The organism is Gilliamella sp. Choc4-2, from assembly GCF_001690355.1.
Classification (GTDB): domain Bacteria; phylum Pseudomonadota; class Gammaproteobacteria; order Enterobacterales; family Orbaceae; genus Gilliamella; species Gilliamella apicola_A.
This window is the reverse complement of record NZ_LZHG01000004.1, coordinates 70,667-87,722: the sequence shown is the minus strand read 5'-3', so window position 1 is coordinate 87,722 and position 17,056 is coordinate 70,667. Positions and strand designations below refer to the sequence as shown.

General features: G+C 35.4%; 11 protein-coding genes. 1 reads left to right on the top strand and 10 read right to left on the bottom strand.

Annotation, left to right across the window (positions count from 1 at the left end):
* Positions 1 to 44: 44 nt before the first annotated feature.
* Genes A9G34_RS00745 through A9G34_RS00715 form a run of 7 tightly spaced genes read right to left on the bottom strand, consistent with a single transcriptional unit; the run spans position 45 to position 8,799 of the window.
* The gene (locus tag A9G34_RS00745; protein WP_065568582.1) at positions 45 to 872 is read right to left on the bottom strand and encodes a DUF6708 domain-containing protein; all 828 of its coding nucleotides are present in this window, start codon (positions 870 to 872) and stop codon (positions 45 to 47) included.
* Positions 872 to 1,711, bottom strand: a complete 840-nt coding sequence (locus A9G34_RS00740; protein ID WP_065568581.1) for a DUF6708 domain-containing protein — start codon at positions 1,709 to 1,711, stop codon at positions 872 to 874. Before A9G34_RS00740 ends, A9G34_RS00745 begins: the two co-directional genes overlap by 1 nt.
* A complete protein-coding gene (locus A9G34_RS00735; protein WP_065568580.1) occupies positions 1,711 to 2,544 on the bottom strand; it encodes a DUF6708 domain-containing protein in 834 nt (277 codons plus the stop codon). Before A9G34_RS00735 ends, A9G34_RS00740 begins: the two co-directional genes overlap by 1 nt.
* A complete protein-coding gene (locus tag A9G34_RS00730) occupies positions 2,544 to 3,380 on the bottom strand; it encodes a DUF6708 domain-containing protein (RefSeq protein ID WP_065568579.1) in 837 nt (278 codons plus the stop codon). The genes A9G34_RS00735 and A9G34_RS00730 overlap by 1 nt, the downstream gene beginning before the upstream one ends.
* Positions 3,380 to 4,213, bottom strand: coding sequence for a DUF6708 domain-containing protein (locus A9G34_RS00725; RefSeq protein ID WP_065568578.1), 834 nt, complete (start codon positions 4,211 to 4,213; stop codon positions 3,380 to 3,382). The genes A9G34_RS00730 and A9G34_RS00725 overlap by 1 nt, the downstream gene beginning before the upstream one ends.
* Positions 4,214 to 4,230: 17 nt before the next feature.
* Positions 4,231 to 7,902: a toxin VasX gene (locus A9G34_RS00720; protein WP_065568577.1), complete on the bottom strand. Its 3,672-nt coding sequence runs from the start codon at positions 7,900 to 7,902 to the stop codon at positions 4,231 to 4,233.
* Between the two features lie 15 nt (positions 7,903 to 7,917).
* The gene (locus tag A9G34_RS00715; protein ID WP_034944374.1) at positions 7,918 to 8,799 is read right to left on the bottom strand and encodes a hypothetical protein; all 882 of its coding nucleotides are present in this window, start codon (positions 8,797 to 8,799) and stop codon (positions 7,918 to 7,920) included.
* Positions 8,800 to 9,197: 398 nt separating this feature from the next.
* Here A9G34_RS00715 and A9G34_RS00710 point away from each other — a divergent pair, with 398 nt between their 5' ends.
* The gene (locus tag A9G34_RS00710) at positions 9,198 to 9,686 is read left to right on the top strand and encodes a hypothetical protein (RefSeq protein ID WP_034944375.1); all 489 of its coding nucleotides are present in this window, start codon (positions 9,198 to 9,200) and stop codon (positions 9,684 to 9,686) included.
* 225 nt (positions 9,687 to 9,911) lie between these two features.
* On the opposite strand, the gene mukB is transcribed toward A9G34_RS00710, so the two are convergent.
* Genes mukB through mukF form a run of 3 tightly spaced genes read right to left on the bottom strand, consistent with a single transcriptional unit; the run spans position 9,912 to position 16,433 of the window.
* Positions 9,912 to 14,330: a chromosome partition protein MukB gene (gene mukB / locus A9G34_RS00705; protein WP_065568576.1), complete on the bottom strand. Its 4,419-nt coding sequence runs from the start codon at positions 14,328 to 14,330 to the stop codon at positions 9,912 to 9,914.
* A 2-nt stretch (positions 14,331 to 14,332) separates the two neighbouring features.
* Positions 14,333 to 15,067: a chromosome partition protein MukE gene (gene mukE / locus A9G34_RS00700; protein WP_034944844.1), complete on the bottom strand. Its 735-nt coding sequence runs from the start codon at positions 15,065 to 15,067 to the stop codon at positions 14,333 to 14,335.
* A 43-nt stretch (positions 15,068 to 15,110) separates the two neighbouring features.
* Positions 15,111 to 16,433, bottom strand: a complete 1,323-nt coding sequence (mukF, locus tag A9G34_RS00695) for a chromosome partition protein MukF (protein ID WP_034944376.1) — start codon at positions 16,431 to 16,433, stop codon at positions 15,111 to 15,113.
* Positions 16,434 to 17,056 lie beyond the last annotated feature (623 nt).

Sequence of the window (17,056 nt, the reverse complement as noted above, 5' to 3'; positions counted from 1 at the left end):
TTTTACAAAAAATTTAACTTTTATCACATCAACATATTGATTTACTATACTTTTTCATACTCGGCATCTATTTGTTGATACTCTTCAAGCGAGCTAGCTTTGGATTTTTTGTCGATTTCTTCTGGCCACTTGACTTTGATTGGCCATGTGAATTCTTCTTCTGGCATAAATTCGGCATCCAAATTATTATCCGAAAATGCCATATAGCTATTTATCCACATCCATTCGTTATAACCTAAACTGGTACTGCCCGCCAACAGAAAGTGGTCAATCACTTTAGTGGTATTAGGCTCGCATACCACACATTCTAGACGATAGCTTCTAACCATTCCGCCACTAGCAATAGGAACTGATACTGAGGTCATACATCCTTGGATATCTGCCCAATTAAACTCTTTAACGGTTATCTCTTTAGCTCTAAAGGGCGAGCGAGTAAAGGTAGCCCATGAGCCACAATATAACAGAAAATGGTCATAAACATAAACCTTACCTGTTTTACGGTTAAAGCGAACAGGACAATCTTCAGGACAGAATAAAAAAGTAAGAAAAAATTGAATAAATATTTGACTGCACATTAAAAACACAAAAAATAAAAAAATAAATAGTGCTTTATAGGTATCAAAATAAAATATAGCAAAAAGTACAGCAACTAATCCAGAATTTGCTATCAATACACATATAAAGAAAAGAATAATAACAATCAATCTAATTAATAAGCTTCCCATCCCTGTGAAGCGCCGAGAAAGCTCACAATAATCATCATTCGCATAACGTAATTTTTTATTATTACTTAAATGTGATTTTGTTGTATATATTCCTTTATGCAAATCCTCGCGCCATGCGGAAACTTGCGGTTGGTACTTTGATGGCATTATTTATTCCCTAACTTTTTATATTCGGCATCTATTTGTTGATACTCTTCAAGCGAGCTGGCCTTGGATTTTTTGTCGATTTCTTCTGGCCAGTTGACTTTGATGGGCCATGTAAACGCATCTTCTGGCATCAACTCCCCATCCAAATTATTATCCGAAAACGCCATATAGCTATTTATCCACATCCATTCGTAATAGTTTAAACTGCTATAGGCTGCTAGTAGAAAGTGGTCAATCACTTTAGTGGTATTAGGCTCGCATACCACACATTCTAGACGGTAGCTTCTAACCATTCCGCCACTAGCAAGAGGAACTGATACTGAGGTCATACAACCTTGAATATCTGCCCAATTAAACTCTTTAACCGTTATCTCTTTAGCTCTAAAGGGTGAACGAGTAAAAGTAGCCCATGATCCTAGATATAAGATGAAATGTTCATAAAGATAAATTTTCCCTGTTTTACGATTTAAGCGTATTGGGCAATCTTCTGGCATGAATAAAGTTGTTAGAAAAATTTGAAGTACAACAAAGCTAATAAAAATAAAAATAATTCCCAAAAAAATAAATAAAATATCTATCCCCCTTAACTGCATGATATTAATATCATAAAAACTTACAAATACTCCAAATATTGTAAGTAGTAGCGAAAAAAACGATATAAAAATTAGAAAGGAACGGAGAATTACACCGATTCCGTTTGGGCGTCTTGAAAACTCACAATAATCATCATTCGCATAACGTAGTTTTTTATTATTGCTTAAATGTAATTGCGTTGTATATATTCCTTTATGCAAATCCTCGCGCCATGCGGAAACTTGCGGTTGGTACTTTGATGGCATTATTTATTTCCTAACTTTTTATATTCGGCATCTATTTGTTGATACTCTTCAAGCGAGCTAGCTTTGGATTTTTTGTCGATTTCTTCTGGCCACTTGACTTTGATTGGCCAAGTAAAGTCTTCTTCTGGCATAAATTCGGCATCCAAATTATTATCAGAAAAAGCCATATAGCTATTTATCCACATCCATTCGTCATAACCTAAACTGCTATCGGCTGCCAACAGAAAATGGTCAATCACTTTAGTGGTATTAGGCTCACATACCACACATTCTAGACGGTAGCTTCTAACCATTCCGCCACTAGCAAGAGGAACTGATACTGAGGTCATACACCCCTGAATATCTGCCCAATTAAACTCCTTAATCGTAATTTCTTTTACTTTTAAAGGTGAGCGAGTAAAAGTTGCCCACGACCCAAAATATAAAAGAAAATGGTCATAAATATAAACTTTACCTGTTTTACGATTTAATCGTATTGGGCAATCTTCAGGAGCAAAAATAACACTCAAAAACATCTGAAAGAAAAAATAAATCAAAAACAAACCTATAAAACAGCACATTAACAACAACATTTCATGTTTAGTTCCCCTCAAAATACTTGGTAAAGTTAAATAGAGTGCAAATATTAAAAATAAAATAACTATTGATGAAAAAAAAATAGTCACCAAACGAAAAAAAAATCTCATTACTGTAAAACTTCTTGAAAATTCACAATAATCATCATTAGCATAACGTAGTTTTTTATTATTACTTAAATGTGATTTTGTTGTATATATTCCTTTATGCAAATCCTCGCGCCATGCGGAAACTTGCGGTTGGTACTTTGATGGCATTATTTATTTCCTAGCTTTTTATATTCGGCATCTATTTGTTGATATTCTTCAAGCGAGCTGGCCTTGGATTTTTTGTCGATTTCTTCTGGCCAGTTGACTTTGATGGGCCATGTAAACTCATCTTCTGGCATCAACTCCCCATCCAAATTATTATCAGAAAACGCCATATAGCTATTTATCCACATCCATTCATCATAGGTTAGGCAATTATGAGTAGACAGAATAAAGTGATCGGTTACTTTGGTGGTATTAGGTTTGCATACCACACATTCAATACGGTAAGTTCTGACTATACCACCACTGGCAATCGGTGCCGAAACTGAACTCATTACCCCTTGAATATCTGCCCAATCAAATTCTTTAACGGTTATCTCTTTGGCTCTAAAGGGTGAACGAGTAAAGGTAGACCATGCTCCAAAATATAATAAAAAATGGTCATAAATATAAACCTTACCTGTTTTTCGGTTTAAACGTATGGGGCAATCCTCGGGGGCATATAGCAGATAGAAAAAAAGCTGAATTAAAATATAAGCAACATAAATAAATACAATACAACTTGGTATAAGTATAAGTTTATTTCTTATTTCATCCTCAACTATACCTGGCGTTACCATATACAATACAAATAAAATCATAACCATAGTTAAAAAAAGACAAATCATTGTAATTAAACGACCAATTTTCCCCCATCCTGTAGTTCGTCTTGAAAATTCACAATAATCATCATTAGCATAACGTAATTTTTTATTATTACTTAAAGGCAATTGCGTTGTATAAACCCCTTTGTATAAATCTTCGCGCCAACATGAGACTTGCGGTTGGTATTTGGATGGCATTATTTATTTCCTAGCTTTTTATATTCGGCATCTATTTGTTGATACTCTTCAAGCGAGCTAGCTTTGGATTTTTTGTCGATTTCTTCTGGCCAATTGACTTTGATTGGCCATGTGAATTCTTCTTCTGGCATAAATTCGGCATCCAAATTATTATCCGAAAACGCCATATAGCTATTTATCCACATCCATTCGTAATAGTTTAAACTGCTATAGGCTGCTAGTAGAAAGTGGTCAATCACTTTAGTGGTATTAGGCTCGCATACCACACATTCTAGACGATAGCTTCTAACCATTCCGCCACTAGCAAGAGGAACTGATACTGAGGTCATACAACCTTGAATATCTGCCCAATTAAACTCTTTAACACTGATCTCTTTGGCTCTAAAGGGCGAGCGAGTAAACGTTCTTAATGAACCAAAATATAATAGGAAATGGTCATAAATATAAACCTTACCTGTTTTTCTATTTAAACGAATGGGACAATCTTCAGGAGCAAAACAAATATTCAAAAACATCTGAAGAAAAAGTTGAAATGACAATATTATTAAAAAAGTGCAAAGTATAAATATAGACCTACCTTCATTTAGTTTAGTAATAATATAAATAATAAATAATATTCCTAATATTATAGATACAACAAATATTAAAGAGAAGATTACTGTTATGCAACGAAGAAAATATTGCATAACAGGTAATCTTCTTGAAAATTCACAATAATCATCATTAGCATAACGTAGTTTTTTATTATTACTTAAATGTGATTTTGTTGTATATATTCCTTTATGCAAATCCTCGCGCCATGCGGAAACTTGCGGCTGGTATTTGGATGGCATGATTACGTTCTCCTTTTTTAATTGATAATATGTTCTACACGTAGTGGCGATTTGGCGTCTTTACCTTGCCAGTAATGTAATATGCCAATCACTTTTTTCGCTTTTACCCTTAATTCGGCAACTTTTTGGTCTATCGCCACTGTATCATTTATATTTGATTCGATAGGATAATCTTTAGAATCAACCCAGCGCACTAAGTCATGATTACATTGATTGGGTGATACCGTAACATGTAAATGTTTATCGTCTTTACCTTTTACAATTAGGACCTTAGCCGATTGCCCTTCAGAATCAGTTAGATAGACCATACAGACATAGCGGCTTTGCGCATCAAAATTGGGCAGTTTAATATGTACACGCAGTCCACCGGCATAAATTAATGCGGCGTTTTCATCAGAATCATTACGAATATCGTCAAAAAAGAACTCCATATCATAAGATTGATAATTTAAAGCTAAATAGATGCCTGAAAGATAAGCAAAATAGTCATTTAACGCCGCACTGGTGCCAACTGCGGTGAGTGGGTAAGGTTGCCCTTTTTCTGGATGTTTATGGTTACCAAAATAGCAACGGTTAAACCAAATTTCCATGGGCGACCAACGATCGGCTTCTAAGCCTATATACACTAAAATTACGCCAATAACGGCAATAGCTATAGCTAAAAGCGCTACTGGTAAAGTTATAGCAGCTATTGCACCATACAAACCTATACCTCCAGATATAGTAGTTAACATACCACCAGTAAAAACTAATCCACCATCAAACACATCACCATTTTTCACATAACCAACCCCTTTATAAATATCCATGACCCCGTCCAATATCGTAATAAGCGCTAGCGTTGATCCAGTGACTTTCAGAAATTTCTCACAACCTGGTATCATAGTGGTAAAAATATTTATTTTAGGCAATGCACCAACTAGATTAATGGTGTGAGCCATTACTTCGACCGACATTAACGACATAATTACACAAGTCTTGGCCATATCATTAAGAATTTCCTCTTTCACATCTTGCCGCATTTCACGCCCTTCAGCCTCGAGTACTTTCCTATTTTGATTGTACAGGTGGCCTTGTAAAAATATCATTAACCCATTCATAAAAACCCCTTTTGAGGCATCAAACGCGATTCGTCGTTTGGCTTGTGCTATTGTTTTTTCAAGGTCAGCTAAGGTTAGCTCGCCACTAAATTGGTGAGCGTGTTTAATTTCAGCGCCTAATACCTTTTGGGTTTTAGCAAGGGCGGTTTCTTTTAAATTACCACCTTTTTTCAACTCATCAATCATGTTATTCATTGAGGCTATATCATCAGCTATTACCATAAACTCCATTTGAACCGTTTTTTCGAGCTGTTTTTTAGTCAGTTGGCTTTCAAATTGCCAGCGCTTATCGGTATCTGATACTTTTGATAACTTATACAGCTTGGAATTTTTATCAATACTCACCGTTGATACATCTGAATGCTCCATCAAAATTTCATAAACTTTGGGTAAGTTTTTAATTTTCACCGGTAAACTTATACGCCTATGCTCAACGCCCGAAAAAACTTTAAGCTGTTCTATGCTATGGTCTTTCATTAAAACGTCGTTAATTAACTTGGCGTTCTTTGGTGGATTTGCAATACCTGCTGCCATCCAATTCATTAATACTTCCATTTTATCAACAAATAAGGTTGTATTTTTTTTATCAATTGGCAAATTCAAAATATCGTTAATTTTGCCCACTAATTCATTGAGAGTTGTTACTTTCGTTTTGTGGTTTGCTGCATCTTGATTTTTCTCCATTTCAACAATCCGTTGTTTTAGTAACCCTTCATACAGGTTATTATCCTGACCTTTTAATAGATAAAAATAGATGGAGTTTTCGTCTCGTAATAGGCTGTCCCATAAGCCAAACTGTTCGGGTAGCTTCGCCATTTGGATATTACCTTGTAATATGGCGGTAACATCTTCAAAATAGCCTAAGTGGTCTTTAGAGTAGTCGTTTTCTTGTTCACGCTTCCAAAATTCCACTTGGTTATAATCGGTCAGTTCAACTGGTGCATAAAGCGATGGTTTGTCTTTGGAGCCAAAAAGCCATGTGACATAAATTAAATAATCGATTGATATTTTGCGGATATCTTTAACAATTTCGTCAAATAGTTGTTTTTCTTCTTGGCGAAATGCATCGAGTTTACCCTTATCTAGCCGTGCAGACAGTTTTGCCCATTCTTTATCAAATTTAGATTGTACAGCACCTTCTTTTGTTAATGAAAAACGATGTACCTCCACATAGTTGTTATAAGGAATTTGAGATCGATTTTTTTGTTTTAATAATACTGTTTTTTCTTCATCAGTTAAGGCAACTTCTTTCCAACCTTCTGATTTTAATTTGTTAATACTATTTATATAATCAGCCATCTCTTGTTGTTCGTACCGTCCTTGCCTCCAATGTGGTTCATAAACATCCTTATATTGTGTTTCATTATATTTACCGTCTTTTTCATTTTCTTGCTCTATTTGATTCGCAAAATAGTTCTTTAATCCTTTTTTATAAGCGTCAATACAAGACACTATTCTACGTTTATAGGCTCGATTAGTGGAAAAATATTCATGATAATATTTGGGGGTATTTGTATTGGGTTTTAAAGGAATTGTCAGCGCTTGTGATGCATCATTTTGGTTGTCATCAATATTTAGATTTAAAATGTTTTTAAAATAATCTTTCGCATAAGGGAATAGATTTTCTGCTTTATCGGGCGAGGTTAACCAGTTGCTTGTCGGGGTAAAATCCGCTATTTTTTCGTTATATGCATCGGTTAATTTTTTCTCTATTTCCCGTTCGTGCTCTAAAAAGGCATTATTGATGGGGTCAAAGTTCCGCAATCGTTGAGCATTAAGCTCTTCAGCTATACCGAAGGTGTCTTCTAACACTATGCAGCCGATTTTACATTGATATGTTTGTTCCAGTTTTTCTGATACGTCTTTTATGGCGGCTAAATCTCTTTTATGCGAGTAGTCATAAAATTCATGGGCACTTGGAAAACGTACATTAAAATCTTTTTTCTCAAATAAAAACTCAGGTAAATAAGGTGCTTTATTTTCGTCGAGTAAATCGTTGAAAGCAAAGCTACGCCCGTCGGTTAATGAGCTCGGATCTTTACGGGTGCTGTCGTTAATGGTTACTTTAGTGAAACGCTTTAAATCTGCTTCAGGCGAGCGGTAATAATCTTCTACTTTTTTTGACCAAGCCCGACGGCTGTAAGCTATCCATACTGTGGCATTTAATACATCGATATTGGCAAAAATGGCTGGTATATTGTGATTCATTTTGGTGCATTGTTTGGCTAAGTCTTCAATTTCGTATTTTTTCATATAGTAAATGGAACGATGCCTTAATGCGCCTTCTGATGTTACTTCATAACCCAGTAATTTCCTTTCACCGTCTTTTTCCATTAATACATAAACATAACCTTTACGTAACATCCTTAATGCATATTTATGTTGCGTTAACTCGCCTGCTGGTCGCCTATCGGTTAATTTAGGAACACCTTGCGACCAATCTTTGCTGCTGTCAACCCGTGGATTTATTACCGATTGGCGAACTAAAAAAAACGGCATACCATTACGTTGACACGTGCCACACCCACTGTTTGACATGGCTGAGGTGTTTTTTGCTTCTTCATAAATACGGCTATCAAATTTTTTCATTCGGTATTCCTTACATTATTCTGCAATTTCGAGCTTACTTAGATGATTTGCTAATGTGCCTGGCTCTTCTTTTGCTTTTTCAATTGGGGCTTTTAGTTGGTTTTGAATGGATAAATTGGGATAATTCATTAACGTTAGCGCTAAAGAGAATTTATCATAAGTATCTTCTAACCCTGCTGTTTTTGCTTCATAGTAATATTCAGCTAATTGTAATATGTCATTATCTTGAATGTTTTTATTTTGCTTTTGACATATGTTTTTCCAAGCAGTTGTCAACTGATACAGTTTGGCAGATTCTTTCAGGTAAAATTTAACTTCTTCTGTAACCCAAATTTCGTATGGCTCCGGGGTATGATCCAACGACTGAATAACCTGTAAGCGATTGGTAAATGAGGTGAAACAGTAGGTGCTACAACAATTTAATAAACTAGGTAACCAATCTGAACAAATTTTGTTACCTTCTAACATTAAATACATTTTAAATGGTTCGTAAAAAGGAACAAAATGGGTATGAGTGAATTTTGTTAATTTTAATCCTATATCAATCAGTTGTTCACTTAACGTTTTAGGATTGTTTTTGCTAACGATACATGCCGAAATATAGCGCCTTTGTAGTGAGCCATCATCTTGCAGTTCATTACTAATATGATGTAATAATTTTTCGTTTATAGGTTCGTTAGGTTTTGCAATAACAATTAATTTAGGGCAATGTTCTAAATCGTGCGCAAGATTCGTTCTTGGTACCACTTGGATTGCTTCTTTTCCTAAATTTTCTTGCAAGCTTTGAATAGATAATACATGAAAATAACTTAGCGAAACTAGATTATCAATTAATAAATATCGGTACTGTTTACGTGCACTTTCATTATCTAATAAGTTGAACAACTTTTTTTCCATTGTTTTTATCCTTAAAAATTTTTATATTTATCTTATTAGAATTATTGGTTATAGGTTATGTATTTTCCCATTTTTATAAAAATAATCAAGTGGTTCTGTAGTAAACTTGGGAATTTTAGGTGTTAATGCATTGAATTCCATATAACATCTTTCCGTTTTTAAAATTATTATCATACCTTTAATTCATTACTATCTTGTGGCATATACAAGAAAATAGGGGCGCTTCCTTCTATATTTCTTTTTTCTCCTTTATTATTTTTTACTTTCTATTTGTCTATTTTTTAAGTTATTCTATTAAACATGCTATAAATCTTTTTAGATTTATAGCTTTTCTACTAGCCTTTAGTCACTGGCTATATTACTTATCTAAATTACTAAGCTAACTTATGGAATATGTTATGAAAAAATTAATATCAGTATTATTCTTATGTAGTTTGTATTGTAGTAATAGTTACGCCGATGAAAGTCGACATAGTTTCCTAAAACAAGCTGAAGCAAAAAGTGATAGCAAATTTACCGAGTATAAAGCTAAATTAGGTGATGATACTTTTTTATCATTCTTTGTTGATAGTCAAGAGCAAAAAGCCGTTCCCGTTTTATTTATAGGTGGCCAAAAATACCAACCTTTAAGTATCAAATACTGTATGAAAGATTCAGATGAATGTTGGCGTCAAATCATCTATCACAATTCACTTTCTCATATTACTTATAACTTTGATAAACCTGAAAATAGAAAAGATTTGCTAAAATTAAAAATTGAATATATCGATAATAATCAGCTAGCTGAAACGGATTTTTTCCAAGCCCCCCTAACTGGTTCACTACCTGATGGTGATGACGACTATGACCCTTATATTCTTTGGCAATCTGATTTAAGCAGTTATTAATTACGACCAATAATAAGTGGATAGCAAAATGGAGTTAATATAATTTTGAGCTAAAAGGTTTTTACTTAGGCTTTTATCTTGTTAATTATTTTAGCTTACTTTTCTTGTTGGTAATCTGATAGTGTTGTTTCTTAAATCTTAATAAGACTAATTATCAGAGTCAGATAAAACATTTTCGCCGATTAATGCCGGCGAAAATGTTTAGTAAGTTGAAACAATAATAAGTTAAGCAAAGCCTTTTAAGCCAACCACATGTACGTGCTCTTGGTTATTGATGACTTTACGTACTAGTTTATATGTTGTGCCTTTTTCTGGGCTGATGTTTTCTGGAGCTGCAATGATTAGTTGCATTTCTAATCGTTCACAAAGCTCAAACAGTGTTGCAATGGACTTGGCATCCAATCGAGCCGCTTCGTCTAAGAATAGTAGACGACACGGAGAGATATCTTTATTACGCAAACGCTTAGATTCTTCTTCCCAACTTTGAATCACCATAAGTAAGATAGACATCCCCGTACCAATTGCCTCACCCGTCGATAATGCACCGCTTTCAGCACGTAACCAACCATCTGCACCTCGATTCACTTCAACATCCATTTCTAGGTAGTTGCGATAATCGAGTAATTCTTCACCAATATTTTGAGCCGTTCGTTGCCCCATATCAATATGTGGATTTAAACGTTGATAGAGTTTAGCCAAGGCTTCTGAGAAGGTAATACGATTATTACTAAATAGATCTTGATGTTCATTTTGCTCATCGGCAAGTGCTGCCAAAAGTGTTGAATGAGCTTCGCGAACATTAACATTTAAGCGCACGCCATTAACTTGACCAAATGCTACTGCTTGTAATCCTTGGTTAAGCATACGAATACGATTTTGTTCACGCTGTATGGTTTTACGAATAATATTAGATACACTCTTCGAGCTAATTGCCAGTTGCTGTTCACGTGAAGTCAATTCTTCTGTTAATCGTGATAATTCAATTTCCATCTGTTCAATGGCTTCAATTGGATCGTCAGTTTTAACAATATCTTGGCGAATTCGTTCACGCAAATGGGCATAAACAGCAATATAAAATTGGATTTTACGTTCTGGGCGTTTTGGATCTTCTGATAGTCTTAATACATCCCGTAAATGTTCATTGTCATTAACAGCCAAGCGTAACGAACCTAACGCTTTATCTGACATAGAACGTAGTTCATCAGCACTTAAGTAGGCAAGTTCTCGGCGATGTAACCGACGTTCAACACTATTTTCTTTTACTAAACGTAATACTAAACACCAACCTGATTTAGCTTGTACTACCTGTTCGCGTAGTTGTTTATAATCTCGCAGTGTTTGAGTTAGCCGTTTTTGTAGTTGTGTCATTTCGCTTTCGCACATAATGAGTTGCTTTTCAAGCGATGTGCAATGCTGACGATTGTTATTTAATTTTTGATGGATTTCATCACGCCTTAATCGTGCACGTTCTTCAGTGTTCGCATCGGCTTTAACACCAATTTGTTCAATTTCTTTATGGAGTTCATTTAACATGTCACGTTTGGTTTCAAAAGCACTTTTTAATGAAGCCAGCGTTTGATTGTATTGATTATACTTATCTTGATACTGCTGCATTTGTCTACGTGCTTCTGTTCTTTGTGCTTCAACCACTTCCAATCGGTCACGCAATTTTTCGTTCAAATCAGTATTTTCATTTAGCATTCCAGCCGAGTCTTCATAACTAAAGTGGGCTCGACGTTGCATTACTTCCGTTAAGGCAAAAACTTGTTGGCGGATGGTTTGTTGCTGTGCTTTAACCGTATTGTATTGTTCACGTAATGCTTCGTTCTGCTCTGGATCACTTTGTAAAACAGCCAAAATTGGTTCAAGTTCTGAAACGGTATTGCAATTACGGTTAACATATTGCGCAGATTCTTGTGCTTGTGCAACTTGTTCACGTAAATCGTCAACTCTATCAGCCAGATCATCATCAGCTAATAAATGCATTTGTGCAACCAAGCGATTTACGGTTGCTAATTGTTCTTTGCAGTTAGTCACTTGTTGCTGATTTTGTTTATCAATACTTTCTTGAGATGATAATTGGCGTTCAAGTTCGGTGCGTCTTGCCGTTAATTTTTGCGCTTCAGCTTCAGGGTCGATATCAAAAGCCACCGCTAAATGTTGACCGATAAATTGCCCAACATTTTGTTCAATACGTTGTAATTTTTGTAAATCAAATGAGATAGTTGCATAACGCTCATGTAATTCATCACGTTCGTGAGATAATTTTTCAAGGTGAATCTCACGAGCAGCACGACCAAATAGTGGTACTTTAGGAAAACTTGAAAATCGCCATTGACGATCGCCCGTTTTGACAAGTACCGCTTTATTCATCTCTTCACAATCAAAAACACTATCATCAAATGATGCAGGATCACCTTCAATAAAATAGATATCTTCTGGGTAATCTTCATCACTTGTAGTAAGACTTTCTAATTGCTGTTTAACTAATGATAAATCTGGCACCACAATGGCTTGTCTTGAAGGACCATATAATGCAGAAAAGTAAGGTGCATCATCAATTGTTACATCTTCATAAATTTCCGAGAGTAATACCCCATTAAATCGCTCTGCTAACAAAGACAAGCGACCATCATCAACACCGCTAGGTTGATTTAGTTGCTCAATTTGAACATCTAATTGATTTCGTCTAAAGCTAATTTGATCCCGTTCAGTAACAAGTTGGCGTTCTTGTTCAAGCAGTTGTTGCATGTGTTGCGTAACTGCTTGACTATGACTAAACACTTGACCAGTTTGTTCTTGCAATGAAATTAATGTATCTTGAGCTTTTAACCATAACGGTGCTTTTTGTCGATATTCAGTAAGCTTCGATTGAATTTGTTCAAGCTCTTGTCTAAATTCAATACGCTTTTCACTTGATTCGTTAGCTCGTTCGGCACTTTCGTCTAATTGCAATTCTAGCTCTTGTTTTAATTCATCTAATTGATCGTAATTAACTTGGCGATCAATATGCTTACAAAATTGTGTTAATAATGATTCAGCTTCTTTTTGTTCAAAGAGTCGTTGTTCTAGTTCATCAAGTTGTAGTTGTAAATGTTCGGCCTGCTGAGCTTGATAACATTGTGAAGGCCACTGTCTTAGTGCTTCTTTGGCTGCAGCAAACGCTTCACTGCGAACCACATCACCCACTAATTTCACCACTAGTTGATAAGCTCTATCAAATTGATTAATCGCTGCATCAGATACACTTAATTTTTGTTCAAGCTCAAGAACTTGTTCGGTGATTTCTTTTTGTTTTTCATCAAAAAACGTAAAGTGTTCTTCGATATTGCTAATATCTAGTTTTGGTAATTGACATAGCAACTGAGCATTTTTTAGTGCCTGTAAAGCCTGTTGGTATTGAATTGCTCGTGTTTGTTGAACATCCAGTGCTTGTTGGTAATCAGCTAATTGAGTCTTGATTTCGTCAACTTCTTGCTCGGTTTGTTCTACTTGATCACGATAGGTTTGATACTGTTCATTCGCTTCAAGCACCACTTCGTTTTGTTCTTCAAGCTTTAAGTTTAAATCATCTAAATCAGATTGGTAGCGGTCGATCTTTTCTTGTTGGCGTAGCGCTGTTTGCGTAAGATTTAGGTGATCGTTGGCTGCTTGTAAATCGGTTTCTAAATCGCTTTGCGCATCTTGATGTTCTTTAAGTTCTTTCGCCATTTCAATTTGGCGGTATTGATTGCTAATAAGTAGATCTTGCGTTTTAAACATATCGCGACGTAAGCCAAGCACAGATTCTATATGAATTCGGCGCTCGTTAGCATGGCGCATATAATCAGACGCTACATAATTAGTTGATTCAGTAATTAAGTGTTTAAATAAGTCACGATCCGATTGAGTTACTCGAATCGCTTCTAATGTCATGCGGTTTTCACGAAGTGCAGCTTCCATATCTTGGAAAGCTTTGCGCACTCCACTGTTTTCTGGTAATAAATAATCACGTAGTGATCGGGTAATTGCGCTTGAAATCCCGCCATAAAGTGAAGCTTCAATCAAGCGATAGTATTTACTACGATCAGATGATGAGCGCAGGCGCTTAGGCAATACACCAAAATCAAACATAACCGAATGGTAGTCAGTTATGGAGTTAAATTGTTTGAAGATAACACCTTCTATAGATTCAATTTTTTCTTTTAACTCTGGTAGCGATAAAATCCTAGCCTGTTTATCATTTAATCTTTCTGTTACCAATTCTGTTGGGCTGATACCAACAGCTAAACCTTGCAGTAGAAATGGTTTGATATCGACTTTTTTGTCCCGCCCTGCCACTTGTTGTAAACGTACACCACAAATTATGCGCTGATTACGAGAATTGATTACATCGAGCATAGAGTAACAAACACCCGGTTTTAATTTACCATGTAAACCTTTATCACGTGAACCTGATGTTGCCCCTGCTTCGGTTGTGTTTCTAAAGTGTAATAAAGTTAAATCTGGAATTAATGCTGTAACAAATGCCGCCATAGTGGTTGATTTACCCGCTCCATTACCGCCCGATAGCGTTGTCACTAATTGGTCAAGCTCAAAAGTTCGCGCAAAAAAACCATTCCAGTTTATCAAAGTTAATGAGTGAAATTTACCGTGTCCAATCATGATTATTCAGTCTCCTCATTAACATCTTCATCTTGTTTTTGTTCTTCATTATTATCATCTAAAATAAGTGATGATTCGATTTTGATTGCTTCGCCATCTCGGATTAAGCGTAGTTGCGCTTCTTGTGCATCATCACTACTGCGCACATCGGCACCAAAACGGAAAATAGTCTCGTTGATGCGAAAGCGGCTACTGTCATTGCCTACAATAAAAAATATCATTCCTAATCGACGCAAGCGGTTTAATGCCGTTTTTACTTTATCAAACAGTTTTTGACGATCTAAATCTGAACCTGTTGAACGCTGGTTCACTAATTTAAGTAATTTTCCTTCGTCCGCGAGTGAAACCAACTCATCAAACAGTTCTTGTAAGGTAAAGACACCTTCATGTGCAAGCCGTTCAGGGCTTAAATATAAGTAACAAAGCACTTTGCCAACAAGCATATCAAGTTCCGATAAGACCGAACGTGGAATCAATGTTGTTGAACGAGGACGAAGATAGAAAAATCCTTCTGGCGCACGAATTAGCTCCACATTGTAACGTTGGTAGAATTGTTCAAGCTCAAGCTGAAAATCCATTAAAAAAGCATGATGATCAAGTTCATCAATGCCAATATGACGCCCTGAGCGTAATAAACTATCAAGCTCAGGGAAAATAGGATTAGCAATCGCTTGTGCCAATTTAACTGGCATATATTTATCGATAGAGGTCTGTGAACTTGTCGCAACGCGTTCCATAACGTCACCTAGATGATGAGTGTTTTGTTCAGTTTTTAAATCTTTAGTATCTGTTGATGACATGTGCTTGTACCTTAGCTCCATAATCGTTAATAGGTTTCCATTCGGCAGGGATACCGAGCAAATCATTTTCAGCAATACCTAGACGAATAGCTTGATCGATAAATAGTCTTGCAATATCAAAATGTTGTTGTCTAGGGAACTGCTTTAGATAGCTATGAATAGCAGTACTCATATCAAGCGGTTTATTTTCTTGTTTAAAGACCAATAAGTTTTGTTCTATATGTGTAATAATATGCTCTTGAATCTCGTCAACCATTTCAAATTCAAGTTCAGGTGGTAATTCACCAGTTACTTCTGCTTCGTGTAATGCTAGCTCTTCATCACGCATATCAAGCAGACGGTTCGCATTTGCATAAGTGAGTGACCATGGTAAATCAAAATAACCTTGAATGGATTTGCGCAATCGCTGTGAAAAGACTCGATTTTTATCTAAATCAATAGCAGTACGAATAAATTTGTGAACGTGCCTGTCATATCCTATCCATAAATCTATTGCTTTTTGTCCCCAGCCAATAATGCGATCAAGTTTACCTTGCAGGTCAATAACTACGTTGTTGATTTTATCTAGATTAGGGTTATCTAATGTTGCATCTTGTATTAGAAGTAAGCTTGCTTGTAACTTATCACCAGCGGCAGCTAAAGTATCTTGCAGTTCACGAAGTGTTTGTGATGTTTCTGTCAGTAATCCTTCACAACTGCTAATTGCCGCTTGCCAATCTTGACTTAATAATGCAGAGATGTTTTGTTTAACATCGGCTTGTTGTTCATCCATCACTCGTTGAGTGATATCAATACTGTCAAAAATTTCAGCAACTGAATATTTTAACGGAGCAAAGACATTTCGGTGCCAATGCAAATCATCACCACCTTCAAGGGCTGCATCTGCGGCACGTTTTAACTCTTGTGCAACAATAGAAAGTTGGAGAGATAAACGTAAGGTAGAAAATTCTCGTTGGCGGATATAATAATCACTAATGCCAATTCCTAACGGGGTTAAACGATAAATTGAGAAACCGTCAGTCATTTCACTTGCAAAACGTGTGATTAGGCGTTGGCGTACTAAATCATTAATAGCATTATTGCCGCGAACCGCTATCGTGTCTTCACTCTGTTCAAAAATCTGCGAAACATGCCTAAATGCATCGATTAATTCAGATTCAGTCATTTCGCCATCAAAACGCTCGCTATTTAATACAGCAATAGCCAATAAAAAAGCTAACCTTTCCACAGGTAAAGCAATCGAAAAGTCATTCTTTTTTGCCCAAGAGACCAGTTCTGGCACTGATTGGGAAAAATCAATCATAGCGGTTCCTTAATTAAAGATACTTAATTACAAAAAGCACTTTAAAAATAATATGATAAATACAATATAGAGTTATATGACAAAATTTTACTTATTATATAACAATTTGTAGTACTTAAAAATAGCCAAACTTAAGATTTATTATGAAATGACTTAATATAAAAAGTAATTTTAATCGCATTTATTTATTATTTTTATTAGTCTAAATAGATGATGGCTAATAAATTCATAACCAATTAATATTTAAAATTATTTTTAATGTATTTTAATTGCTGTATCAGTAATTGTTAACATTATTTATCACTTGAACAATAATGATCATCGTTTTTATTTAAAGAAAAATAGCTATGCGTAAATTATTAATTTTGGTGTTATCATTCTCCATTATTTGCTTAATACCATAATCTGTTTCTGCTCACGGGATTTAAATTGTAAATTGCCTTGTTCAAAAACAAATTATTTTGGAAGAAAACTTTTAAGTCGTGGTTACGAACCTATGCTGTAAAAACAACTGAGCATCTTTACCTAGCGCTAAAGTAGCGCATGGAAATTATGTAACAGTTGAACCGCCACCAAAACATCTATAATAACAATTAGTATTAACCGCTAAATTTAAAAAATTT

What these genes read in the sequence shown, in the direction of transcription:
- A9G34_RS00745 (WP_065568582.1), bottom strand. Translation starts at nt 872, where the DNA reads ATGCCATCAAAGTACCAACCGCAAGTTTCCGCATGGCGCGAGGATTTG.
- A9G34_RS00740 (WP_065568581.1), bottom strand. Translation starts at nt 1,711, where the DNA reads ATGCCATCAAAGTACCAACCGCAAGTTTCCGCATGGCGCGAGGATTTG.
- A9G34_RS00735 (WP_065568580.1), bottom strand. Translation starts at nt 2,544, where the DNA reads ATGCCATCAAAGTACCAACCGCAAGTTTCCGCATGGCGCGAGGATTTG.
- A9G34_RS00730 (WP_065568579.1), bottom strand. Translation starts at nt 3,380, where the DNA reads ATGCCATCCAAATACCAACCGCAAGTCTCATGTTGGCGCGAAGATTTA.
- A9G34_RS00725 (WP_065568578.1), bottom strand. Translation starts at nt 4,213, where the DNA reads ATGCCATCCAAATACCAGCCGCAAGTTTCCGCATGGCGCGAGGATTTG.
- A9G34_RS00720 (WP_065568577.1), bottom strand. Translation starts at nt 7,902, where the DNA reads ATGAAAAAATTTGATAGCCGTATTTATGAAGAAGCAAAAAACACCTCA.
- A9G34_RS00715 (WP_034944374.1), bottom strand. Translation starts at nt 8,799, where the DNA reads ATGGAAAAAAAGTTGTTCAACTTATTAGATAATGAAAGTGCACGTAAA.
- A9G34_RS00710 (WP_034944375.1), top strand. Translation starts at nt 9,198, where the DNA reads ATGAAAAAATTAATATCAGTATTATTCTTATGTAGTTTGTATTGTAGT.
- mukB (WP_065568576.1), bottom strand. Translation starts at nt 14,330, where the DNA reads ATGATTGGACACGGTAAATTTCACTCATTAACTTTGATAAACTGGAAT.
- mukE (WP_034944844.1), bottom strand. Translation starts at nt 15,067, where the DNA reads ATGGAACGCGTTGCGACAAGTTCACAGACCTCTATCGATAAATATATG.
- mukF (WP_034944376.1), bottom strand. Translation starts at nt 16,433, where the DNA reads ATGATTGATTTTTCCCAATCAGTGCCAGAACTGGTCTCTTGGGCAAAA.